Below are 26,203 nucleotides of genomic sequence, written 5' to 3'. Positions count from 1 at the left end.
CTGCGGCCCCGCCTGAAGTAAAGCTTCACTCCCACGTAAAGTCCCAGGTAGGCGTAACCCCGCGCAGGTGCTCCAGAAAGTAATTGATCCGTCGCTTGGCAAAGTATTTCGAGGCCGTCCCCTGGTATCCGTGCCGTTGGCTGGGCAGGATGAGCATATCGAATTCCTTATCGGCCTTAATCAGCGCCTCGGCCAGCTTAAAAGTTGCCGAAGGGTTCACGTTCTCATCGATGCCCCCGTGGGTAATCAGGAGTTTGCCGCGCAAGTTAGGGGCCATCGTGATGTTTGACTGCTCCTCATACGCCTCATCAACCGGCCAACCCATATACATCTCCGGCCACCAGGCTTTCTCCATGCGGTGGTCGTGGTCGGCCGAACTCGCCACCCCGACTTTATAAAACTCCGGATAAGCCAGCAGTCCCCGCCCTGCGTCGTAACCACCGGCAGAGTGGCCGTAAATGCCTACCCGCGTAGTATCTACCCAAGGGTTTTTACGCCCAAACTGGCGGATGGCCGTAACGTGATCCGTCAGGCCACCACCCAAATTTTTGTAGCTGTAGTCATGAAAGGCCTTTGAACGTCCAGAGGATCCCCGTCCGTCGACCATCACTACTACGAAACCCATCTCCGCATAGGCCTGATGGCCGAATGTGCGGTCGAAACGCGTTTGGAACAACTGGGTATGCGGCCCGGTATAGCTTGCGTCGATGACCGGATACTTTTTGGCGGGGTCGAAATTACGGGGCTTCCACGCCTGACCATAAATTGTCGTTTTCCCATCGTCCGCCAGAGCGGTAAATACTTCGGGGCCGACCCAGCCCGGAACGCCCACGACGCTAGCTGTAGCTAACTCCGTCACGATGCTCCCGTCTGCAGTGGAGCGCAGCACAGTAATAGTTGGCGTTGTGATCGTTGAAAAATTATCAACAAAATAATTCCCATCGGGCGAAAGACTGACTTCGTGGTGGCGGTCTTCCGGCGTCAGTAAGCGCAGGTCGCTTCCGTCAAATGAAATGCGGTAAAGGTGTTGGAAGTAAGGGTTACGCCTGGCTTCTTTTCCGGAAGCAGTGAAGTAAATTGTCTGACTATCCTCGTCAATTTGCTTGATGTCGTTGAGGTAGTAGCCCCCCCTGGTCAGTGCGGTAATCGCTTTGGTCTTCAGATTTAGGGCGTAGAGCTGTCGCCACCCGGAACGCTCGGAGAGGAAGAATATCCGGTCGCTGTCTTCCGCCAGCCAGTAACGGAAGTCGTCGATGTTAGTAACGCTGGTTTCCACAAGGAGGGTATCCAGTTGTTCCTTTGCCAGGTCGAAGCGAAAGATCGCCATTTCCTGGTAGCCGCGTTTCGTCCATATCAGGTAAAACTGGTCAGGGTGCTTGGACCATTCCCCATAGGTATTATTAATGTGGGTACCTCGGGGCAGCGAGGGGCGGACGGATTTGCCCGTTGCTACGTTAAAAAACACCGGGTTCACGTACACCATCCCGGTGTCGCCCGGCGAGCCACGGTAGTAGGACAGCAGGCGGGGCCGGTAGAGGGTATCGACGCTCCAGTCCAGCAGGTACATTTTATTAGCGCTCCGCATATCGACCAAATTGGCTTGCAGCCATTTGCCATTTTCCGACCAATTAACGTAGAAGTGTTCGGGGCGTTTTCCGTTCTCTCCTTCCATGATGTCGCCCCATCCATAGTAGGTCGCATATTCCAGCAACTCGCGGCCGTCGGTGGTGAGTTGCTGTTCGCTGCTGTCGGCAATTGTAGTGAGGTAGAGATTATGGTCTTTCACGTGGGCGAACCGGCTTTTGTCGGGTGAAGTGCCGGGGGTTAGAGCCGAGGGTTCTTCCTCCGGTGTTGTTGCTAAAGTGCCGTTGGTAGGGTCGTAGGTAAACTTCCGCTCCTCCGCCTGGAAGTTGATCTTGCTGTCCGTTTGGTATTCAATGGCCTTCAGGGGCAGGGTGTCAGCACCCACTGTTTTCCCCAGGGAGTCGCTGAGTAAGCGGGCCAGCTCCCCGTGATTGAACAGGTCTTCAGCAGCACCGTCGGCCAGGCTGATTTTGCGGAACCGTTTTTCGCCCGGTCCGTTTGTTTCAAACCAGAGGCCGGTGCTGTCGGCAAACCAATGCGGTTCTACGTACGCATTGAACAGCTTTTTGTTGTTGACGTTTTCCCGAAGAAAGGCGGTTGCTTTTTCGTAGTCGGCCGTAGTCAGTTGCTGTCCGGCCAGGTTCAGGCTGAGGGTAAACAATAGAAAAAGGGGTAGGTGAAATCGTATCATCTTTAGTGGGTTGGTCGTATTAAATATAGTGACTAATGGATCAGTTGGTTGGTTGGAGCTATTGGTGTGTTGGGGCTGCCGCATGGGGGGCTCGCTTCGCTCGTTCAGTATTCGCCCCTTCTCCCTTTTTTCCACTCACTAATTGGGCGAGGTCGCAGGTGCAAGGAAAGGATTAGGCAAAGCAGTGCCAACATTCACTCATTCTCTGATTCTCCCATTCACTTCCTATCTTCCCAGCAAATTGCTTTGCCATGAGACTAGTACTGTTACTCCTTCTTTCCTGTTGTTTCATCCCCCTTTCCGCTCAGCCTGAAGAACCGCCGACTTTTGCGGATGCTTACGCCGGTCTGGAATTCCGCAACATCGGCCCCTTCCGGGGCGGGCGCAGTAACGCCGCAACTGGTGTTCCCGGCAACCCACTACGCTACTACTTCGGTGGTGTAGGCGGTGGCGTGTGGCAAACGGATGATGCCGGTCAAAGCTGGCGTAACATCACCGACGGGCAGTTCAACACCAGTTCTATCGGCGCCATTTCCGTAGCGCCCAGCGACATCAACGTGATCTACGTCGGCACCGGAGAGCACGCCGTGCGCGGCGTCATGACCTCCGCCGGAGACGGCGTGTACAAATCCACCGACGCAGGCAAAACCTGGACCCATTTGGGACTGGATGACAGCCGGCACATCGCCGAAATCCGGGTACACCCCAATAATCCGGATTTGGTGTACGTCGCCGTTCAGGGTGCACTCCACGGAGACAGTGAAACCCGCGGAATTTACCGCAGCAAAGACGGAGGCGGCAGCTGGGAGAAAGTCCTCTACGTCGACAATACCACCGGCGCAGCCGACCTCAGCATTGACGCCTCCAATCCACGCATTCTTTACGCTGGCATGTGGGAACACCGGCGTTTTCCCTGGGCCGTTAAGAGTGGTGGTCCCGGTAGTGGCCTCTATAAATCTACCGACGGCGGCGACAACTGGGAACGGCTGACCGAAGGCCTGCCCGACACCCTGGGCAAAGTGGCGATCGACGTCAGTCCCGCCAACCCCGAGCGGGTCTTCGCCAACATCGAAGCCGAAGGTAAAAAAGGTGGCGTGTACCGCTCCGACGATGCCGGAGAAACGTGGTCACAGGTCTCCAGCGACCGGGTCACCGTAGCCCGGGCCTGGTACTACATCGAAATCTTTGCCGACCCGAAGGATGAAAACACCGTGTATGTCCTTAATGCGCCCGTGCTAAAATCCATCGACGGTGGCAAAAGCTTCCGGACCATTCCGAACCCGCACGGCGATCAACACCACCTGTGGATCAACCCGGACAATAACCAGAACATGATCCTGGCCAACGACGGCGGGGCATGTATTTCCTTCAACGGTGGCGCCAGCTGGAGTACCCAGCAAAACCAGCCTACTGCCCAGTTTTACCGGGTGATCACGGACGAACAGTTCCCGTATAAGATCTATGGTGGCCAGCAAGACAACTCCGCCATCGAGATTTCCTCCCGCACCCGGGGGGGCGGCATCACCTGGAAAGACTGGCGCTCGACAGCTGGTGGAGAAAGCGCTTTCATCGCTTTTGACGATCCAAAAAATCCGCGTTACGTCTACGGTGGCAGCTACCAGGGCAACATCTCGGTGTACGATAATGAGACGGGGACGGAAAAAGACATCATGGCTTATCCCGTAGCCGGCCTGGGTACGTTGGCCAAAGAGATGCGCTACCGGTTCAACTGGAACGCACCGATTGTGGCCCAGGTACAGGACCCTTCCATCCTTTATCACGGTGGTAACGTCGTACTGCGCTCCGCCGACGGCGGAGACAGCTGGAAAGAGATCAGCCAGGACCTGACCCGCAACGACACCACCAAACAGGAAGCCGGAGGCTACCCCTTCACCAATGAAGGTGCTGGTGGAGAGAATTACAACACCATCAGTTATATGGTCGCTTCTCCGCATCAGGCAGGGGAAATCTGGGTAGGCACCGACGATGGTCTTGTGTGGCGAACGACCAATGAGGGCACCAGTTGGGAAAACGTCACTCCTCCCAACATTGGCGAGGTACTCATCAATTCTATCGAGGTATCTCCGCACGACGCGAATACTGCTTACCTGGCCGTTACCGCATACAAATCCAATGACTTCCGGCCGGGGATGTACGTGACCACCGACGGCGGAAAGACGTGGGTGAACCGGGTGAGCGGCATCGAGGACGAGTCCTTCGTTCGGGTCGTACGTGAAGACCACCTGCGTAAAGGGTTGCTGTATGCAGGTACCGAGCGCGGTCTCTACGTTTCTTTTGACACGGGCCTCAACTGGGAAGCCTTCCAGCTCAACCTTCCCGTCAGCCCAATCCTTGACCTGACAATCCGGGATAACGACCTGGTAGTGGCTACTTCCGGTCGTGCCTTCTGGGTATTGGATGACCTCAGTGCCATCCAGCAAAGTGAAGGTAAGTTGTCAGATGCGCCGATCCTATTTCAGCCTAAACCGACTTACCGGTACAACCTCTCCGGTGGCGGTGGCGGAGAATTCAACGGTGATGATCCCGCTGCTGGCATCATCTTCGATTATTACCTGCCGGAAGAGATGGACACAAGTAACCTGAAAGTCGAGGTACTGGCGGCGGATGGTACGGTACTTCGCAGCTACTCCAACCAAAAGAAGAAGGGTTTCAAAAGCTGGCCCGGCGGGCCACCGGCCCCGCAGGTCATCCCGGCCAAAGCGGGTGTTAACCGTTTCAACTGGGACTTGCGGCGGGAGCAAATGCCCGCAGTTGAGGGCGTTTTCATTCTTGGCGATTACCGGGGAGGGATCGTCCCGCCCGGCACCTACACCGTCCGGCTTACTGCGCCCTCCGACACTATGGAGGTGAAGGCCGAACTCCTGGCCGATCCGACACTGGAGGCTACTCCGGCAGATTATGCTGCCCAGCAGGCCATCCTTCAGCCCATCGAAGCAATCGTTAAAGACATCCACGGTTCGGTCAACCGGATGCGGAAGGTGAAAGGGCAGTTAGAAAGTTTGAATGTGCTGATGAAGGAATTTGATGATACTGCGGAGCTGATTGCCTCCGGAAAATCCATCATCGATCAGATTACTGCCTGGGAAGAAAACCTGATCCAGCCGGACCAGAAGACCTTCCAGGACGTCATCAACTTCCCCAACCAGCTCAACGCGGAGCTGATGAACCTGAAGAGCCGGGTTGACGGGCCGGTGCCGGCGGCTACCGCCGGCGCTAAAGTGCGTTTGGCAGATTTAAGGTCCGTTTGGAGCCTGCATCAGGTCGCCCTGCAAAAAATCATCTCCGAGGAGGTGGCTGGGTTTAATGCTAAGTATAAGGAGATGGGGCTACCGGCGTTGATATTGCCGGCGGATCCGGGGGCTAAGGTGCGGAAGCCTTAGGGTGCGCTGGAGGAACCATTAAGGCCCTCAGGAGAAGGACGTGAGCGTAACCATTAAGGACATTTAGGCATTAATATTTTCATTAAGAAGGGGAGTTAATGGAAGTAATAATGGATACTGCTCTTTTTCTTTTGGGCGCGGTCGCGGGTGCAGTGGAGGTTGGGAGGCAATTAAATCCCCTGGGTTACAGCATTTCCTTAGCACTAGTCTTCTGGATAAAACTTTACGCTAGGTAAAAAACATAGTGTTATGAGAAAACTTCGAGTAATCTTACCTGAAGAAGCCTACACTGGGGTTGAATTTATACAAGATCAATTTTTAGGAATTGCGTCAATAAACACCAGCCTTGTAGGCTTCAATTCTAAGGAAGTTTTCCGCTGGCATTTATCTATCTTATTTGACTTACAAAATACTAATGCAGCGAAGCTACCTACTGACAAGGAGATTAAAGTTTTAGACAAGATTGAAGACGAATACCACAACCTCGTGATTGGTCCTAGTAAGAAGAAACCGAATGGTTTGTTTTTAGCCCGAATCTTTTGGAATAATACGGCAGAATTAATTTGGCGGGTATATTCCCCTGAAGAGATTCATGTTAAGCTTTCGGGCATTCTGAAGGACGAAAACTATACCCACCCGTTTGACTATCGAATTGATGACGATAAGGAATGGAAGCTGGCTGAGTGGCATTTAGATGCCGTTGGATAATCACTCTTTGACTCCGAAGGTGTCTAATTTTACCCGGGGACATTGTAGCCCTAGAACCGTTGCGGCGCTGCGCGCCGCCTCATTGGCGGTTCCTCCATTACCCCGGGTTTCGGCGTACCGCCTCACCCGGGGCAATTACAGTTCGATCCCTAAGGGATCATTAGAGCCATAAGGTATTACAGGAGCTTACCACCTGTCTGGGAGTTGGTTCTACTGCTCCTCTATCCCTTCCCCTGCACCCGCGTCCCCGCCCAAATTCCACCAATTAACACCAATAGTCCACCAATCCAGAGCGGCCAGTTGCTTGCACCTTTGATCTCAATGGTTCCTGCTTCCCCGTTCAGCGTCATCGCCGACCAATAGTAAGGATGGGCAAACTCCCCTTCGGATCGCTGTCGCTGCTGGGCCTCCGCCAGGGCTTCGGCTCTTGTTTTACCTGCGGCCAAATGCTGATAAAAGCTGACCATTAAGTTTTCGGTCGCGGCATCATCTACCTTCCAAAGGGAAGTGAGGGTGCTTTGAGCACCAGCTGCGGCAAAGGCACTGCCGAGGCTGAGGACACTTTCTCCCGGGGCCACCTTTCCCAGGCTGGTCTCACAGGCAGAAAGCACCACTAATTCCGCCTCAATCGGCAGGGTGGAAAGATCGTTGAAGTATAATAATTCATCTTCCTCCAGTTTATTTCCTCCCTGGGCGAAAGCGACAAAGCTGAGGTTCGCGTCATCGGGGTCAACCATTCCATGGCTGGACAGGTGCAGGATACGGCTACCTCCCAGGGCCATCAAAAAAGCATTCCGGGTAGCTGCTTCGTCGTAGTACACTTCATTTTTTGGCACCAAACCCGCAATGGCTGCGACCTCGGAACGGTTATGGCTTAGCGGGAGCAAGCCCGGCAAGGCACCGTACGCATCAAGACTGAGCGATTTAGTAGAGCGCAGGCTCCGCAGCCGGCTTACTTCTCCCGGAGTAGCCTCTCCACTGAAGGAAGGGGCAAAAGCCAGCAGGTCTTCAGTAAACAGCGAAGTTTCACGCTGCTTTAACTCCAATAAGTAGTGAATGGAGTAGGCCAACTGAAGAGAGCGGCCGGTTTGCAGGTAAGGCAGGGTGGCGTAATTAACGTCTTGCCCGTTACCGGACAGTGGCAGTGCAGCAAATGGGAGGTAATTGAGGGAGCCATCGGGGATGATGCACAGCCGGTTGCCCAGCGAAAGGTCACCGGCCATTAGCCCGGGAAACAATATATCTCTAAGGGCTGCCCCTTTGTCCACGAACGACTTGTCCAGCTCCCCCTGATTACCCCGCAGGCTTTTCTGACGGTAAGCGCTTTCCTGAATGGCCTTTCTCCAGGTATCGATGGATGCTTGCAGGCCGGAGGTCACCTTTAGTTTTAACATTCTGATTGAGCCATCGGGCAACAGGTGAAAAAGAAAACTTTCGGGTCCCGTCCGGGCATCACCCGCTTCGTTCAGGTGAAACTCCAGTAGTTCGATTTCCCCGGCGGCAAGAAATGCTTGTACTTCACTACGATCAAGGGTGGAAACCTTTTCTATTTTTCGGTTCGGCTCACTCCGCAGGATCAAAGACAGGCGCAATTTTGCGTCCGCCAGCGCAACTTGTTGTTCCGGATCACCCACCACTTCTCTTTCGAGTACGGCGATCTTCCTGCGCAGGTCCTGTTCCCGGCGGTTGCTCAGTGTCCGGTTGCGGCGCAGGGCCACCAACTGGCTGTAGGCCTTGGCCTCTTCGCTGAGAGAAAAGGCATCCCAGAGGTACTGCTCGTCACCTTTAGTCTGGTGCAGGTGGTAGAGCAAGTCGATGGCCTGGTCATAATACTTGCGTACTTCTGAACTTAGCGCATAGCGGCTCCCGTCGGAATTGACCCGTTCACGTTGACGATCCTGCAATTCGAAAATTTTCCGCAGATCCGCCAGGGCGTCTTCGGGTTCTCCAGCCTCGAGCAACATCGTTGCTCGAGACGCGTAAAGAGAAAATCCTTCCCGCAAATCGATGATGCTGTCGGTGACCATCATCGGGTACCTCCCGGAATAAGTGACGCCTCCTTCCCCCGAAAGCCGGACCATCGCCTTTTCAAAATAAACCAGCGCCTCCTCGGTCCTCCCTAGTTGATTCAGTATTCGGGCATGGTCTCTATAAGTGGAAGCTTCCGTAGCGGGATAGTCCGGATTGAATGGATACGTCTCCGTTATTTCGATGAGCCTCAGAGCTTCGGGGAAGTCCTTTTCATCAAAGGCAAGCGTAGCGAGGTTGGCATAAGCGATGTTGATGGACGTCGGATTTCCGGAAATACTGTCGAGCAGGGCAATCGAACGCCGGTAATACGCCGCAGCGCGTTGCGTTTCTCCCTGCAGGCGGTAGTTAGAAGCGACGATGTTTACGGCATCGGCAGCCATCGAAACCGCGTCTTTTGCCGGTATTACTGCCTGCAGGGCGTAGCCTGCGGCGATTGCGGCCTTTCCGGTACGGTTGGAGGCGCTGAATTCCCCGAGGAATTGAAAATTATCGGCCGCATCGTAGTACACCTGGTATTTGTCGATCGGTGTAGGCTTACTCATCGTTTCGAGCAGATTGACCATGGCGACGGTCGCGCTACGAACAAGGTCAGGGTCATTACTTTCTTTAGCAATTATGCCCAGGAGTTTGAGGCTGCGCAGCCAGTTGGTGCTGTCCTTTCGTTCCAGCTGGTCATAGAGTTCGACGGCTTCGCGGAGCAAATACGTGGCCGTATCGGGGCGGCCGAGCCAATGCATCGAGTTGGCCAGGTTGTAGCGGGTATGGGCCTGATCGTTGTGAATTCCGGGATAGCAGCGGTCCCGGATGCTGATCGCCCGAAGGTATTGCGGAACGGCGTTTACATCGTCGTAAGTCTGGTAGAAGGTCATGCCAGCCATGTGGTAAGCCAGGCCGGAAAGGCTGTCCACAATCAATTCACCGGACGCACGATGGGCCAGGGAGTCGATGGTCTGGCGGCACATGGCGTAGTTCTCCTGGCCGTACCAGTTGAGGGCGCGTTGGAACTGTTGGGCGCGCAGGTCGTCGGTTTTCCTGGCGGTGGCGGCCAGCTTGTCGGCAGGTTCGTTACTGAGGTTTTCCGTACCGGATTGTTGAGCAACCAGGGGTGAGGCAATACAACAGAGGACCGGCCAAATGATCAGATGTAGTAGACGTGAGAGCGTGTACATAAGTAAGGGGGATGGCTAACGCTAAGGTAGGGGTTTTGAGGCGGGGGGGCACGGGGGGTGGAATAACCACAAAGGCACTAGGTACATTGAGGGCTACACGAGGGGAAACGAACTATCGAGAGCCGCGCCTAATGGGAAGCGTACTGGGCATCATCAACTCCATAGGCGTCCCCGTCGCAAAAGGCCGAATTGAGCTTGGTCGTGCCCGGTTTTTACAGCTATTTAGTTAGGCATCAGTAACTGTTGCTAAGATGCTAAGGTTTTGCTGGGACGCAAGACTTTTACACCGTTTGACGGTGTGTATAGAAACGCAGTGGCGGTATTGGGGAGCCATTGTCGTTCTCCAGGATGCTGTCGGTAGTATTTATTTTCTTTGAAAGTTCAACAAGTCACTTGTGCCGTCAGGGCTAACAAATTCAAAACTGTACAGCCCATTATCGTCCCATCCATAGATAATAATATGGGTTTGGTTATCTATCGTATAAGTCAATTCGTACTGATTAAACTGTATTTTTTTAAAATTCGTAATTACTGCACCTCGTAATGGACGTAGCGCAGGCCTGACCTCTTTTGTTTTTGCTTGTGGTGAAATCTCATTTTCAGGAGCTTTTGTTCTTGGATTTATCTCTACCATTCCCCGCATCCCCGCTAACAAATAAGGGTACTCCTTGACCGTATGATATTGATAAGAACTATCAGCGTTGAATCTGCCTAAATATTCATCTAGTTGCTGAGTTGTTTCTCCATAAAGTGGAAAACCATCCAAAGCATAGGCAATTGGTTTTCCTTCTCCAACACGTGCCTGAAGGTGCGTTGGCGGTAAGTGGTAGTGATAATCATCTGCTCTTCCACAATGCCCGCCCCAATTATCGAGTTCCCCGATGGCATTGGCATCTTCTCCACGGTTGTTCAAAGGATTAAAAATAGGGATGCCATTGGCTGCTATCGCAATAGCCCCCTTCATAAAGTTCTCTTTGGTAGAAAGTGGATTGGCGGATAATCTTGGTTGAATGGGAATGGCCCAGCTATTGTTTCCAGAGTAATCATGAGGAATCGGGACTTGTTGTTGCCAATTCGTGATACCTGTCATCATTTCATGTTCGGGTATGCCGTTAGATTCGATGTAAAAATATTGCTCATCGTGGCGGGTATTGACGTTATCAAAAGCCCCAAAAACAGACTTCAAAAATGCAAGGCCATTGGCGGGCACCTTGGAGTTTAAAACTTCTGAAGTTCCTTTTGCAGAATTTGTATTGTCGCAAGCGACCATTATTAAAACAAAAGCTAATGCCCCGTAAGCAATTTTGAAATACTGCCCCTGTTTTTTAATTCCAAAAACGTAAAACAAAAACAGCACAACAGCAAGCTGCATTAGCCAACTTAAGAAAGATAGAAAAGCAGTATAGGAACTTGTACTTATTGATTGATTTGCCGCTCCTATCCAATTAGACTTATTCAAAACATACTGCTGGTCTCGATCAGAAAGTTCAGAGATATCCAGTGTAATAATTGTATGGTTATCACTTCTCAAATAAACCGTTCCCTCTTCGTGCTTTACGAAATCGGCCCGAAGTATTTCTTCTCCTTTCTTTAATTTCCAAATTTGACTTTCAGTACCGTGCCCACCATCATGAGCAAACAAGCCAAAAGCTAACCCCTGGATGAGTATGATAAATATAATTCGAGTCATAATTGGTAGTTTATTTTACGGTATATCGTACTAGAACTTCATTATCTAAAACAACATTTGTGGACCAAATAAAATTTGCATCGTTAGTTGGATCATCAAAAATATTGGTAAAGTTGGTGTATGATGATTTGTTATCTACCCCGATTGTTTCGTTAGAAAAAGTAGTTGCGTCAGGCCAATTGGTATCATCAAAACCAGGCATTGTCCAGCCTAAAGGAATTTCCCAATGCAAGGCAAAAAATGCACTTCCATCCTGACCACCACTGTCATCACAGTCTTTAGAATATCTAACGTTATCTCTTTCCTCCACGCAGCTTAAATCCTTGACAGGGGCAGTATAAAAGGTTTGTGCTTTCCAATTCTCATTCGTAGTGGCGATAATATTGTTTTGTTCATCTTTCATTACTACTACCACTCCACCATCTCCAGCATGGTAGGCTTTCCCCCTGTTTTCTTCGCAACCCACGCCAAGATGTTCCTCCCAATCCACTAATTTCATAGCAATAGTAAACGGTTTTTCAGCCTTAAATCTCACTAAACTGGAATTAAATTCCGTGAATGGTACCTGATCTTTACCGACTGCTACACCATTGACATACATTTCAAAATAATTATCAGCAAAAATATAAGTAGTAAAAAGTGCTCCGTCCGAATCAATCTCGATAATATCCGAACCGTCCAATTTGGACAATGCATCTTGTGCGTTTGAATAAGTATTTCCAGCACAAGAGTTATGTAAATCAGTTGAGAAAGGAAAATCGTCGTTCTGAAAATTCGTATTGGCAGGAACTATCCATTTCTTCCCATCCGAGGAGCCAATTTCACCCAAATCTGTTTTTCTTCCTCTGTTACATTTATAGATGTTTTCGGCTGTAATTTTTGCCAATCCCTGAGTAACACTTGCGGTTCCCTTATAGATTGAGATATCTGACGTATTCGCTGTATCTGTATTGGTCGATTTTGGCTTATTTTCAGCACAATTCGACATCAGTACAATTAAAGTTAGCAAAAGGAATCTTACTTTCATTGGATATTTTTTTATTATTTATTACCTACGACGGGTACCAGACGTTCCTACCCTACTCTATTGGCTGCTTTCATATTACAAATTGATGTTCACCAACAGTCATTAATGTTCTACTATTTTCAAAATTTAAAGACAAGCCGAACTGCTGATCGTTCCTTGTCCGAAAAACGGACGAGGAAGGAGCCCCTTACGGGCAAATTCAACGTTTTAAAAACTTGATTCCGGTCTGTTTTTTCCGCTTTAAAAACAGAAATAACGCGTCCGTCCATGCTCAAAATTTCAAACTTCACTGTCCCTCGAAAATCATTCTCCAGCACAATGTGGAGCGGCTGGCCCGCAGCAACCGGGTTTGGAAAAATCCGAAAATCGCTTTCATCGAGTAAAAAACGGTTTGAAACGATGCCTGATTTATCAGTTTTTATGATGAAAACATCGGCGCTGTTTGCGTTTGGGCCCTGGCCGGTGAGCAAAAGTGAGCCATCGGGCAGCATTCTTTGACCGCTTATCCGGTCCATGTTAGGTTGCAGGCTGATCGTTTTTTGGTCGAGTAAATCGAGGTTGTCGTTCAATTTCAAAACCTCCAAAAGATTGTCGTCGGAGAGTGCAGAGAGTACGACATTGCCTTCGGCATCGCGGTACAACCCTGAATGAATCGAATAATCCTTAGGAGTAAGTGGCAGGTTTTGCACTGCCAGGATAGCGCCTTGCTCACTGATTTTATACAGCTCAAATTCGTCCAGCCCGTCGCCTACATATTTTGCCCTCAGGGCCAAAAAGCCTCCGTCGCTGGATGGGAGCACATCGGTAAGACTGCCACTATCCGAAATGATTTTTTCGAAAACCGGTGCCCCCGTCAGTAAATCAAGCCGAACGAGTAAACCCTCAGTGGCATCCTTCCTGCCCACTGCTGCTACCGTCCCATCACCCAAATCCACGGTGCTTAACGGCCTCCACTGCAAACCCGAATCGTTGATCTGGTCTTCGAAAATGCGCCTTTTCCACATTTCGTTGCCATCGGCAGCAAAACCCCGCACTTCCCAGTACCGTACGATTGGCCGAAAGGTTGCAAACGGGGAAAAAACGACGACGCCGCCATTTTGCAGTGGTGCGCTGAGTGATTGGGTAGCAATGTTCCCGATACATCTGAAATCCCGTTGCCAAAGCAAGTCGCCATCAGGGTTCAGTTTTTTTACACTGATGCTGTCGCTACTGTGCCCCATTAAAAACAGGTTACCGTCGTCGGCGCTACGCATCTCTAAATTCCAGTATCCGCGCGTGCCGGTGAATGCTTTTTTCCAGATCTCCGCGCCGTCGGGGCTGATTTTTCGGAGTACGATGCCCGTTTTTCTTCCTTCAAAATAGGTGATGTTCGCCAAGTAGCTGTCGCCATCAGCGGCAGTTTCAACCCATGCCAGGTAGTCGGTATCATTGGGCGAAGGGCTTCCGAAAGTATTTTCCTGTAAAATCTGGAAGTCGTCGGCACTCCTTTGTGCCGAGTAGCCATCGTAGCTGTACCAATTCTCGCTGGTCGTACCTACCACCGTGAACGTGCCATCGGGAAATAAAACGCCGTCGTTCAGCAAAACAAATTGCGAGCTTTGGGATGGGGAGAAATTGTCTTCCCCGGTGATGAACGCCCCTGTTTGGTTATCCAAAACCTGGTAGGCGTGGTTGGAAAACAAGGCGATTTGGTTGTTTGCAGGGATTTGCAAGAGCCAGGAATCCAAAAAGCCATTTTGAACTGCCGGAAAGGGCAGGACCGTTTCCCAAACCAGCTGCCCGTCGGCGGCAAACTTTTGCATGCCGTCGTAACTTCCACTTCGCGCCGCTACGTAAACCGACGTATCGGCAGCATCCACCGCTAAAGAAGTTCCGTGGCTGCCGCTCGTCAAATCTGTCGGGAATTCAAGCGTCGTCTGCCAATTGGTTTGCCCTTCTGCATCGAGTCGGTACAAAACACACCTATCCGGATTATTAAGGTTTTCGATAAAAAAGCAACCACCATCGGGTAGTGCTTCTACGTTTTGTCGGTTAACGGGGTTGGCCGAAGTCGAAAAGGTGCGCTCCCACACTACTTCGCCCAGCGCGTCGAGCCGCCTGAGGATGCCCGTTTCCTGGTGAAAAATCAGTACGCCGTTGCCCACGGCTTTAATGTTCAGGTGGATTTCGCCATTTCCGATGAAGCCAAACAAGCCCGTTCTTTCAAAGATCAACTGTCCGTTGGCATCCAGTTTTTGAAGAAAAACCTGCCTGTTTTTCCAGTCGCTCCCCGGGCGGCTGTCGCCGGCGAGCCACATTTCGCCCGTCGTGGTATTACGCGAAAAATCAGAGAGCCGTTCGTTCCGGTCGGGGTTACCTAGCGTATCTGACCAGATGATTTCGCCCTGCGGGTTGAACCGGACGAGCCAAAAATCATCGTGAAATCCGTTGGCAATCGTCCCGGCTGCCCAAAAATTGGTACTATCGGCTCCCGGCTCGGCAGCGATGAGTATTTCTTGTTGATTGGGTTCGCCATACCACTTTTTCCAATCGGTCTGCGCCTGGGTCGTCGTCAAACCAGCGAGGCAAAAAATTAGCACGAGTAGGGACCCAAACCGTAAAGGTTTCGGATAAGGTTGACCTGAGAGCAGCAGCGTTTGCGGGCGTTCAGCGCCATGGTATGTCCTAAACCACTTCGTAGTCAGTATATTTTTCATAGAAATTCCAGTTAAAAGGGAGCGTGTTTTTCAGTAAACGAATACTTCTTAGATGGACAACTCGAAATGTCTCCAACATTCGCAACACCAACTCTGCGGCTGACCAATATATGCTAATTTGGTGCTTGCGTTACAAACGACTTGCGCCGCTCCAACACCAGCTTTGCTATTCCCTCTCTGATTCCATTGCCTGGAATCCTGTGGCCAACTTCGCAAAGGGCAAAAGTAGCTGGGCGGGGCCGCAGGTGCAACGTTTGGGTTCGTTTTGTCGGGGATGTTTTTGGGGTTTTAAGGATTATGAGCTTTTTTCCTTTCATTAAATAATTCATGCTGAATTTTCTCGATTTGCAAATATTGCCTTTAGCCAAGGGCTAAAAACTAATCCGTTCAAGTCAAGAACCGCATGAACCAGCATTGTTATCCAAATATTTTCGGTAATCATGTACACAATAAACATTAATAATCCTACAAAAAAAGTAACAAAAACCCCTGCCATTCCTTGATAATAGTGTACTAATCCGAACCAAATTGTTGAACCGATAATTGCAATTAAGACGGAACTAGTTACACTATAAATTAATATGGGAGCCAATACTCGAAAGAATATTTCTTCAGAAAAACCTGCATTAATGGATAGAATCGCCCCCCAAATTCTTTCTTTATAATTCTTAGGTATTAAAGCATCAAGGTTCCTGAAGTTAATTTCTTCCGATTCAATGTTGTTCTTCGATTTTCTATCTTTATAATCCTTATATTCTTTCAAGAATGCACCAATTGTTCCTCCAAATAATAGAACGGGGACAATACTTATCATAATTCCTTTAAAAAATCCGGAGATAAAATCACTCTCATTCATTTCACCAATAGACTTTACGGACTTTGAAAAATCAACAAGAAAATCTGGCATTACTTTCAATGAATAAATTTGCCCTATAATCGACAAAATTATCATTGACAACAATCCATAAATAATGAAGGACTCTATCGCCCATCTTTTGAAAAATTTTTGACGATCACCAGTCTTTTGTATCGACTTGAAGACATCATATTGGTTTTTATCTCTTCGAGAGATAAAAGTTGTCACTACAAACAACATCAATAGTATTATCAGATTTGTATGATTCATTTTTTCTAATTACCCATAATGCGAGTCTGTATGATAAGTCCCCACCCAAAACCCAATTTTCAGGCTTCGATCAGCTCACCGTCCTCCGTGACCCCTCACAAAATACACAAAAACATCAGCTTCGTTAGTCCACCCTACCGGAAGAACGCAGTAGCTTCAGGCCATGCTTAATCAGAGATCGAGCGTCAGGTTCCGTCAGGCAGATTTGGATGTCGTCGTTTTCTAGTAGTTTTTTTTTCGCTGGGATACGTAGTTGGTCCTCCTTGCTTTTAAAACTTGCATAGCATCCTGCGGCCGCGCCACCAAATCCGACATATTCTCGCTGTCTCCGTGCTTGTCCTGGCGGGAAAACGCATCCGGTGCTTCGTTGATCCGCCTATAGGTCCGGTCCAGATGACGTTTGAGTTTGGCATTGTTGAAGCTTTTCTTCGCCTTTACATTTCCAACACCTCGTCCTCCAAAACCACAAAGACCCGGTCGCCTTTTTGGGGTTGTACCAACGCGAGACCGGTGAAGGCACCAAATGCAGGGAGCACTGCCTGGGTAGGTTCCAAATAAAAGCAAGGTAGTTTCAATAGTTGTTTGCCCATTCCTTCCAATAAAACGCCGGGGTGCAAATGACCATATAAATTATACAGGCCTTCGGGAACGGTTTCCAGCGGATAGTGCGAAAGAATAAACGGTTCAATAATGATCGGTGGCTGATGCAGGGTCAATATCGAATCTGCATAAACCTGTTCAGGTAAAATGTCATGATTTCCCTTGACTAATTCGAAACTGACTTCAGAAAATTGTAACAGGAATGCTTCGAATTTATTCCAGATTATATTCAGGGTACTGTGAAACAGGTCGCCCAGAATAAGGACCCTGACGGGGTGGAAATGCGTAATCAGCTGGCGCAGGTTTTGTATGTTTTGCTCGAATAGGGCAGGTGGAGCAGCGATACCTTTCTTTCGAAAATGAGCAGCTTTACCGAGATGAAGATCTGCAATGAACAGTATTTTTTTATTCTCCCAAAAGATTGCCTTATTTGGATGTAAATGTAACGTTTGGTTTTTCAGTAAAATGGTCATATTGGGTATTGCCACCTATTTTCAGGGCTTATCTAATTATTTTTAATTTCATTTTGCTGATTCTTTCCCGCAAGGTTTCGCTGGAGACTTTTTCTCGCAACCGGTCAACTATGATCGGGAAGGTCAACGGAGCAGGTCGATTGATTGATTTGATCATCAATTCCAGTTCGGTTAATCGATCCAGTGTACTACGTAGCCGGTTTTCTTCTAACTGAAAACGCATGACTTCTTCGTTGGCTTGCTTAACCAATAAGTTGTCGGGTTCATGTTGCTGGAAGACCTCAAAGAATAACTGGGAAGAGGACTGCAGGTGCCGGGTACTCTTTTGCATCCCCGGGTAACCTTTGTAAATCAACCCCGCGATACTGGCAATATCCCGGAATCTGCGTTTGGCCATTTCTACCGCGTTGACACTTTCCAGAATGTCTTCCTTAAGATTTTCGGTCGTGAATAAGCCCGGCTTAAGGACAGTTTCCAGATCGATCGACTGATCGCTGAGCAGTTCAAAACCATAGTCATTTACGGCAATGGTAAACGTAATTTTGATCTGTTGTGAAATCCGCCAGGCGATCAGGGTGCTCAGGCCTTCATGTATAAACCTCCCCTCAAACGGATAAAACAGCAAATGGTAACCTTCCCTGTCTTTGAAATACTCAATCAACAATTCATTTTCGGCAGGTATGCCGGATCGTTTTTTTTGAATATCCGTAAGCGGTCGAAGTTTTTTTAATTCCTGCGATGACAGATCGTCCCGTTGTATCAGGGTCATTTGGTGCCGCAGTTCTTCCGAAAGTTGAGAAGAAAAAGGCATCCGCCCGCCCGCCCAGGAGGGGGTAATCCCTCTTTTTTTCTTACTCGCTTTCACCCGGGCTTCTATTCCCCTGAAACGGACCAATTCCAATACCTTTCCACTAAACATGAACACATCACCCGGTCGTAAGCCGGAAATAAACCGCTCTTCTACCCGGCCAATTTTCGATCCGTTTCTATACTTCACTTCCACCATTGTATCACTTACTATCGTACCAATGGAAAGTCGGTGACGTGTGGCCATTGCTTTATTGACGATATAATATTTGCCCTTGTACAAGCCTACCCTATTATACTCATCGTAGGCATCCAGAGAGGTGCCACCCGTACAGATGAAAGCCAGGCACCAGTCCCATTCTTCAGGGGTGACGCTTTCGTAACTATACGTTTTCTTTACTTCTTCATAGATTTGAAGCGCATCAAAACCACCTGAAACGGAAAGGGTCACCAGGTACTGCACCAACACATCAAAAGATCGAATGTAAGGTATTCTGCTTTCCAGGTTTTTGCGGGCTACTGCCCGGCGCAACGCCGCTGACTCCACCAGTTCCAATGCGTGAGTGGGAACAAAATGCACAACGCTGGTCGCTCCCGGTTGATGGCCACTCCGCCCGGCCCGCTGCAAAAAGCGGGCAACTCCTTTCGGACTCCCGATCTGGATGACCGTTTTGACCGGACGAAAATCCACGCCCAGATCCAGGCTGGAAGTACAGACGACCAGTTTTAGTTTTCCTTCATGCAGTGCTTCCTCCACCCAGTCTCGCTGGGTGCGGGCAATAGCGCTGTGGTGCATAGCGATTAGTCCGGCCAGGTCAGGCTGAAGCGCCAATAACTCCTGATACCAGCGTTCACATTGATTCCTGGTATTAGTGAAGAGTAAGGTGGTGGTACTGTCGTTGACAATATCCAGCACTTTTTCTGCCAGAAAGATACCCAGGTGACCCGCCCAGGGGAATCGCTCGATGTCATCCGGCAGCACCGGTTGAATGTCAATCTTCTTTTCGATCTTGGAACGGATGAGTTTCCAGTTGTCCTTTTTATAATCCGCCCCAAACAAAACAGCTGCCGCATCCTCCATATTCCCAATGGTGGCAGATATACCCCAAACTTTCAAGTTTGGCAAAAGCGCTTTCAGTCTCGACAAAGCCAATTCTACCTGTACCCCCCGTTTAGAACCAAGCAGTTCATGCCATTCATCGGCTACGAATACCTTGAGGTTATTAAAAAAGTCTTCGTAGCCAGCCGTAGCCAGCAGCAGGTGCAGACTTTCAGGCGTGGTAATTAAAATTTCCGGAGGCCGTTTTTTGATTTTAGCTCGCTCAGCACTGGAGGTATCGCCGCTTCGAATTGCGACTTTCCAGTTGAGCCCTAAAGCTTCGATGGCTTGTTCAGCAGAAAGTTTAATCTCCTTGGTCAGAGCTTTGATGGGAGAGATCCAGATGGCCTGGAGGCCGTTTTGAGCGGGTATTTTTTTTTTCTTCTGGTGTTTAGCAATAAATTCTAAAAGGATGGGAACAAGTAATGCGTAGGTCTTTCCACTACCCGTTGCTGCGTTCACAACACCGTTTTTCCCCTGCAAATAAGCTTTCCAGGTTTGGACCTGAAATGGGAAAGGGGTCCAACCTTTTTGTTGAAACCACCGGCTTCCAATTTCGATTTGCTCCTTTCGGGTCATGTGTTTTTTTATTGTTAGTAATTAACGGGTCAATTGGGCGCAAACCAATTTGTTGCAATAACTCGTAACATTTATTGATTTTAAAAAATGAATAAGCCCTAAAGCCAGGGCCGGCGGACGAACCACAATCATAAGGCTAGTTCATTTATTTAAACCCAATGAGCGCTTACGCCGAGCCATCACTGTGTTCGATGGTTAGCCATATAGTTCCAACATACTTTTTAAGTCGGCTAAGGTATTCGCTTCCTCTATCTTTTTGTCGGTACGCCAGCGCAACATTCTGGGAAAGCGCAGGGCGACCCCAGACTTGTGCCGGCTCGATGCATTAATGCCTTCAAAGGCAATTTCAAAAACCAACTCCGGCTTTACACTTCTTACCGGACCGAAACGCTCTTTTGTGTTTTTGCGAACCCATGCGGTTATCTTGTTAAACTCCTTATCCGTCAGTCCGGAATAGGCTTTTGTAAATGGAACCAACTCTTCATCGTTCCATACGGCGAAAGTATAATCGGTATAAAGGTTGGCCCGCCGACCGTGGCCCTGTTGTGCGTAAATCATGACGGCATCAATAGTGAGCGGGTCTATTTTCCATTTCCACCAATCGCCCTTTTTGCGCCCGGATCGATATGACGAATCCAGTTTTTTGATCATCAGTCCTTCGCTCAGGTGTTGCCGGGAATTGGCCCTTTCCTCAGCGGTCTGTTCCCATTCAGAAAATTGAATAACCTCTGAAAGTAAAAGCACTTCACTGGGGTTTTCTTTGACGACCTTCTCTAATAGTTTTCTTCTTTGCTGCAAGGGGCGAGTCCGCAGGTCTTCTCCTTCCAACTCCAACAGGTCATAACACATCAGCACGACGGGAGCAGATTCCAGGATTTTTTTGGTCACATTTTTACGACCGATTCTGGTTTGCAAAACATTGAAGGTTAGTGGTTGGCCAGCTTTATACGGGAGTATCTCGCCGTCAATAACCGTGCCGTCGGGCAGCAAATCAGCTAAGTGATGATACTCAGGGAACTTGTCAGTGACCAGCTCTTCTCCCCTCGACCACACAAATAAATTGCCTTCTCTGACAATGACCTGTCCCCGAATGCCATCCCATTTTCGTTCTACCTGCCAATTAGCAGGATCTCCCAGTGTGGCAGGTTCACTTTCAAGAGCGTAGGCCAGATAAAACGGATAGGGCCTCGATACATCATCCAGGGGGTTTTCGCTCCTGATCAATTCCTCGTAGGTTGTGTTGTCAGGCGTCCAATTCCCCATCAGGCGATGCGCAATACTGTTTTCTTCCTGGCCCTCAAATTGAGCCAGAGCACGCATCATTAATTTTTGGGAGACCCCTACCCGAAACCCACCGGTAATTAGTTTATTAAAAACAAATCTTTCCGGATAGGCCATCCCCTCCCATGCTTTTACGACAACTTCTTTCTTGAGCGCATCCTCTTGTTTTTCAAGGCTCTTGATGACTGCTATCCAATCGGAAAGAGAAGCGTCGTGTCGTGTTGTAGGCGGAGGCAATACGAGCGCAATCGTTTCGGCCAGGTCACCCACAACATGATAACTTTCTTCAAACAACCACAGTGGAACGCCCGCCAATTCTGCTGCCCAAACCCGCATCAGGCTGGTTTTTACCGTTCGTTTGGGCCGACGGTGAGAGAGGATGGCAATGGCCCAAAGGCGATCCTCATCATTCGCGCGTTCAAAGAAGTCTACCAGGGCAGCTACTTTTTTTAAAGTCTTGGTAGTTTGATCAAGTTGGGTGAATAATTCAGCGAAATTTTTCACAGCGTAGTGTCTTTTTCATCACTGGGTGTATCGTCCTCATCAATACTTTCTCCGGTGAATTCTGTTTGAGCGGCCTCTGCGTCCAGTCCGAGCTCAAGCAGATATTTAGTGTAAATGGAAGTATAGCCATGCGTAACAATTACCCGACTGGCTTCCGTTGCTTCAATGGCTTTATTGAGGTCTTTCCAGTCGACATGATCGGATAAAACGAAGCCACGCTCCACCGCTTTTCTTCGCCGGGCGCCACGTAAGGTCATCCAGCCCGAGGCAATCGCAATGGATATGGGTTTAAATTTTTTCATCCACGCGCTATTGAGTGCAGAAGGAGGTGCCAACACCAGGTTAGTGGGATAATCTTTTGATGAGATGTCGCCGGTCACACGAATAGTATCGGGAAGTGGAATCCCCTGCAAACGCATCACTTCATTAATATTCTCTACCGCTCCGTGGGTATAAATTTTACCAATGGAACTATCCAGTCCCTGCAGGATGCGCTGTGCTTTGCCGAGCGAGTAACCGGTAATAAAACTGACCTTACCTTCTGCTGCATTTTTTCTCCACCAGTCATTGATGTCTGCAAAAACAGCTTCCTGGGGTTGCCAGTCATACACCGGTAACCCAAACGTCGACTCCGTGATGAAGGTGTGGCATTTGACCGGTTCGAAGGCCTCCGCAAGTCCGTCGTCTTCCAGTTTATAATCGCCGGAAGCCACCCAAACTTCTCCCTTATGCTCCACTCTTATTTGTGCAGAACCGAGTATATGACCCGCCGGATGAAAGGAGAATTGCACCCCGTTGACGTTTATCTTTTCGCCGAAGTTGATGGTCTGTAAATTAATGTCCCCAAGACGGTATTTTATGGCTGGCCCCGCAGTCGTACTGGCCAGGTAAGACCGATGGCCATACCGGCTATGGTCGGCGTGCCCGTGGGTGATCATTGCTTTTTTCACCGGTCGCCACGGGTCGATGTATACATCTGCCGGCGGGCACCAGATGCCTTTTGGGGTGAATTGCAGGAGATCAGTGGAGCTTTTATGCTTCATGGAGGTATAACTTACTTTTTGCCGTAAGTGTTCCCAGCTAGCTTTTGTCCGTGGTTTTATTGGGTACAAAAACCAACTTGTCGCGCTAACCGGTAGCACTGGAGCGCTTACGCCGGGCAAGTGCGACAAGTTGGTTTTCGCGCGTTTCAATAGAGCCTATTCTGCCCCTGTACCCCGATGCTGCTACGTTCCACTTATTTCGGGCTGCACGGAAAAGAATAGACTTTTCGTTAAGAATAAGAAGAATTTGGGCGGGGCCGCAGGTGCAAGGACAGTTTTACCTGCCTGGGGACAAAACCTGATGCTTTATTTTCGGGCCTATGCCATTGTTCTTTGCGGGGGGCTTGATCGGGCTGGCAACTGAGCAAATCCGACAAAATCAACGGAAAGGCTGGCTTCCGCTTGCCCGTCAAAGCCATGAGCAGGGTTTTCGCGCCATTTACCTCAGGGACGTAAGCGCTTGCGCCCAAACTATTGAGGTATTGACAGGAAGGCACAATTAAAAAAGCCATATTGAATGTGATTCAATATGGCTTAGAGCGTGTCTGAAATTTTAGCAAACTGATTTTCAGCGATTTGTGGTTCTGGGAATCAGGAAGCTAAAATTCAGACACGCTCTTAAATGAGCAATGGCCAGTAAGCGTTGCTGATAAAGTTACTCCTTTATCAGCTTCACTGATTTTGTGCCTTTCGCAGATTTTAATTTTACAAAATAAATGCCCTTTGTTAATCCATTAGCATTAATTGACGCTGTCGTTGAATTTGGACTTAGAGCAGTTACCAGTTTCCCTTGAACATCAAATACTTGAATTAGGTCAATTTTTTGCTTGCTTTCTATATTCCAAAAATTATTGGTTGGATTAGGGAAAACATTAAAATCAGCACGATCAAAGTCATCTACTCCAACAGCCACTCCTTTATAGAAATAAAGATTATCTATATAAATAGCCGTTGTAGAACCATTACCGCCATCAAACTTAAATTGAATAGTATTGGTAAGGTCACCCGTAATGCCTTCAACAGGAATTTCTACACTTTGCCATCCGCCATCTCCATTTGGAATGGCGTGTGGAATTTCTGTTCCAGAACTTATGACAGTTACATTAGGAGCTACCCCGTCTACTGTCCAAATATCTAAATGTAAAAACTCCATTGCAGTTATATCCTGAACACTATTAAGCTCAATTCCCTGATAGTTGAAATTTGGATAGGCCAGTACTACATTTCCTGAACCTCCTGCTCCGGTAGGTTCGAAGGATGAGCTGGCAGAAGCAAAGCCACTTTGGTTCCAATTTGGATTGTAATTAGCACCAGTTATATTGTCATATGCCTCGCTAAAAATTGAAATCACATCTCCCGCATTTCGAACTGGCGGTGTTGGTGCATCTATGTTAGGTGCTCCAATGTAATAAGACACCGTATACGTTTTAGTAGTGGTACCATCCTGTGAAGTGACCACTACGGTAGCATCCCCGGGAATTGCCGTAGCCTGTGTGATAACTGCTGAAGCTGATGCATCTGAAGTTGTGGCTAAAGTAACCTGAGGTACTACTGTTGTTCCTCCAGGCAATTCAATGGAGTAAGATTCAGAATTAGGGGTAAAACCTGCAACTGCAGTTCCGTCTACTTCCAAAGCACTTAAAGTCGCATCTGTTCCCGTTGCAGCCTCAGATTTCCAGAAATATAGATTATCTACATAAATAGCCGTTGAAGAACCATTACCGCCATCAAACTTAAATTGAATGGCTTTGGTCAGATCGCCCGTAATCCCTGCAACAGGAATTTCTATACTCTGCCATTCGCCATCTCCATTCGGAATGGGATGTGGAATCTCTGCCCCGGAACTTAAGACAGTGATATTAGGTGCTACCCCATCAACCGTCCAAATATCTAAGTGCAAAAATTCCATTGCAGTGATATCCTGCACACTGTTAAATTCAATCCCCTGATAGTTGAAATTTGGATAGGCCAGTACTACATTACCTGAACCTCCTGCTCCGGTAGGTTCGAAGGATGAGCTTGCAGAAGCAAAGCCACTTTGGTTCCAATTTGGATTGTAATTAGCACCAGTTATGTTGTTATAGGCATCACTGAAAACTGAAATAACATCTACTGCATTTCGAACTGGTGGCGTTGGTGCATCTACATTAGGCCCTCCAATATAATAAGATACCGTATAAGTTTTGGTAGACGTACCATCCTGTGAAGTTACCACTACGGTAGCATCGCCAGGAATTGCTATAGCCTGTGTGATAACTGCCGAAGCTGATGCATCTGAAGTTGTGGCTAAAGTAATTTGAGGTACTACTGTTGTACCTCCAGGCAACTCAATGGAGTAAGATTGAGAGTTAGGTGTAAAACCTGCAACTGCAGCTCCATCTACTTCCAAAGCACTTAAAGTCGCATCTGTTCCCGTTGCAGCTTCAGTTTTCCAGAAGTATAGATTGTCTACATAAATAGCCGTTGAAGAACCATTACCTCCATCAAACTTAAATTGAATGGCTTTGGTCAGGTCACCCGTAATGCCTGTAACAGGAATTTCTATACTCTGCCATGCGCCATCTCCATTCGAAATGGCATGAGGAATTTCTGCTCCGGAACTTATGACAACTATATTGGGAGCTACACCACCAACCGTCCAAATATCTAAGTGCAAAAATTCCATTGCAGTGATATCTTGAACACTGTTAAATTCAATCCCCTGATAGTTGAAATTTGGATAGGCCAGTACTACGTTTCCTGAACCTCCTGCTCCGGTAGGTTCGAAGGATGAGCTTGCAGAAGCAAAGCCACTTTGGTTCCAATTTGGATTGTAATTAGCACCAGTAATGTTGTCATACGTATCACTAAAAATTGAAATTACATCTACTGCATTCCGAACTGGTGGTGTTGGCGCATCTACCGTAGGGGCTTGAGAGAACCCGAATGTGCTAACAAAAAGAAATAGTAAAAGAAAAACTTGTTTCATTGTTGAAATTTTAGATTAGCTTTTTTGTGAATTTTCAAGACCACCCTTTGTGGCCACTCACAAAATACGCTAAATCTCTCTGTCCTTAAGGTACATTGTATGACCAAAAGGGCCAGGAGCCCAGAAAAACGCCCCTTTAGCCGCTCAAACAACTCTAGTGCGCCAAAATTAGACATCGTTCTCCTGATGTTGTTGCAGCAAGCCAGCAAACTGAACTCCCCATTGACTTTTCCAGGCCGCATATCAATCCGGTCCAGATGTCGCTTCAGCTTGGCGTCGTTGAAGTTCTTGTGAGCTGCGCTGCTGCCTACGGCGGTGCGGCATTCTGCGCATGGACTTTCGTGCCGTCAACGGCGATCCGCTTACCGCCAATCAAATCCCACTCCTTCAATAACGGGGACGTATTCGCGAAATACTTGCTTTAAATGCTTTGGATGAATTCTCCGGAACTCCGCAATCGTTTTCTGATTCGGTTGCAAATGCCCGGTGAGCCACATCATCTCCACGTTAAGCCGACATTCCCGCGCCAACCGGCGCGAGCTGCNCACGCGGTTGAGGTAACCGTACAGGTATATAATCAATAATACTTCAGGGCCGTAAGCGCTTGCCCCCATATTATTGATGGGCTGGAAATCTAATTCCAGTAAATTCAGTTGATCGACAAAGGCGGCAATTACGCGAACTTCCGAGTCGGGAGCTATCATGGCTTCCAAATGCGTCGCGAAG

General features: G+C 48.7%; 14 protein-coding genes. 2 read left to right on the top strand and 12 right to left on the bottom strand.

Going from position 1 to position 26,203, the window contains the following annotated elements; translation table 11 throughout:
• Positions 1–25: 25 nt before the first annotated feature.
• On the bottom strand, positions 26–2,275 hold the full coding sequence (locus tag B036_RS0113935; RefSeq protein ID WP_026231979.1) for a S9 family peptidase: 2,250 nt from the start codon (positions 2,273–2,275) through the stop codon (positions 26–28).
• A 251-nt stretch (positions 2,276–2,526) separates the two neighbouring features.
• On the opposite strand from B036_RS0113935, the gene B036_RS0113930 reads away from it, so the two are divergent.
• Positions 2,527–5,676, top strand: coding sequence for a VPS10 domain-containing protein (locus B036_RS0113930; RefSeq protein WP_020569337.1), 3,150 nt, complete (start codon positions 2,527–2,529; stop codon positions 5,674–5,676).
• 249 nt (positions 5,677–5,925) lie between these two features.
• Positions 5,926–6,384 carry a DUF695 domain-containing protein gene (locus B036_RS0113920; protein WP_020569335.1) on the top strand — a complete coding sequence of 153 codons (459 nt, stop codon included), beginning with the start codon at positions 5,926–5,928 and terminating at the stop codon, positions 6,382–6,384.
• 221 nt (positions 6,385–6,605) lie between these two features.
• Here B036_RS0113920 and B036_RS0113915 read toward each other — a convergent pair whose 3' ends face one another.
• The 11 genes from B036_RS0113915 to B036_RS29370 all read right to left on the bottom strand — a co-directional run bounded on the left by B036_RS0113915 (position 6,606) and on the right by B036_RS29370 (position 26,091).
• Positions 6,606–9,584, bottom strand: coding sequence for a CHAT domain-containing protein (locus tag B036_RS0113915; protein WP_020569334.1), 2,979 nt, complete (start codon positions 9,582–9,584; stop codon positions 6,606–6,608).
• Between the two features lie 364 nt (positions 9,585–9,948).
• A complete protein-coding gene (locus tag B036_RS0113905; protein ID WP_020569333.1) occupies positions 9,949–11,274 on the bottom strand; it encodes a YHYH protein in 1,326 nt (441 codons plus the stop codon).
• Positions 11,275–11,284: 10 nt separating this feature from the next.
• Positions 11,285–12,301: a hypothetical protein gene (locus B036_RS0113900; protein ID WP_026231977.1), complete on the bottom strand. Its 1,017-nt coding sequence runs from the start codon at positions 12,299–12,301 to the stop codon at positions 11,285–11,287.
• Positions 12,302–12,420: 119 nt separating this feature from the next.
• Positions 12,421–14,856 carry an outer membrane protein assembly factor BamB family protein gene (locus tag B036_RS0113895; protein WP_020569331.1) on the bottom strand — a complete coding sequence of 812 codons (2,436 nt, stop codon included), beginning with the start codon at positions 14,854–14,856 and terminating at the stop codon, positions 12,421–12,423.
• Between the two features lie 466 nt (positions 14,857–15,322).
• On the bottom strand, positions 15,323–16,123 hold the full coding sequence (locus B036_RS0113890) for a CPBP family intramembrane glutamic endopeptidase (protein ID WP_020569330.1): 801 nt from the start codon (positions 16,121–16,123) through the stop codon (positions 15,323–15,325).
• 434 nt (positions 16,124–16,557) lie between these two features.
• Positions 16,558–17,196, bottom strand: coding sequence for a ligase-associated DNA damage response endonuclease PdeM (gene pdeM / locus B036_RS0113885; protein WP_020569329.1), 639 nt, complete (start codon positions 17,194–17,196; stop codon positions 16,558–16,560).
• 28 nt (positions 17,197–17,224) lie between these two features.
• A complete protein-coding gene (locus B036_RS0113880) occupies positions 17,225–19,681 on the bottom strand; it encodes a ligase-associated DNA damage response DEXH box helicase (protein ID WP_020569328.1) in 2,457 nt (818 codons plus the stop codon).
• Positions 19,682–19,876: 195 nt separating this feature from the next.
• Complete coding sequence (locus B036_RS0113875; RefSeq protein WP_020569327.1) at positions 19,877–21,466, bottom strand: ATP-dependent DNA ligase; 1,590 nt, start codon at positions 21,464–21,466, stop codon at positions 19,877–19,879.
• Positions 21,463–22,509, bottom strand: a complete 1,047-nt coding sequence (locus tag B036_RS0113870; RefSeq protein ID WP_020569326.1) for a ligase-associated DNA damage response exonuclease — start codon at positions 22,507–22,509, stop codon at positions 21,463–21,465. Before B036_RS0113870 ends, B036_RS0113875 begins: the two co-directional genes overlap by 4 nt.
• Before the next feature lie 655 nt (positions 22,510–23,164).
• Positions 23,165–25,477, bottom strand: a complete 2,313-nt coding sequence (locus tag B036_RS0113860; RefSeq protein WP_020569324.1) for a T9SS type A sorting domain-containing protein — start codon at positions 25,475–25,477, stop codon at positions 23,165–23,167.
• A gap of 362 nt (positions 25,478–25,839) precedes the next feature.
• Positions 25,840–26,091: a transposase gene (locus B036_RS29370; RefSeq protein WP_455014819.1), complete on the bottom strand. Its 252-nt coding sequence runs from the start codon at positions 26,089–26,091 to the stop codon at positions 25,840–25,842.
• Positions 26,092–26,203 lie beyond the last annotated feature (112 nt).

The organism is Neolewinella persica DSM 23188, assembly GCF_000373105.1.
Classification (GTDB): domain Bacteria; phylum Bacteroidota; class Bacteroidia; order Chitinophagales; family Saprospiraceae; genus Neolewinella; species Neolewinella persica.
Note: the sequence above shows the minus strand (reverse complement) of the source record. Positions and strands in the feature narration are given on the sequence as shown.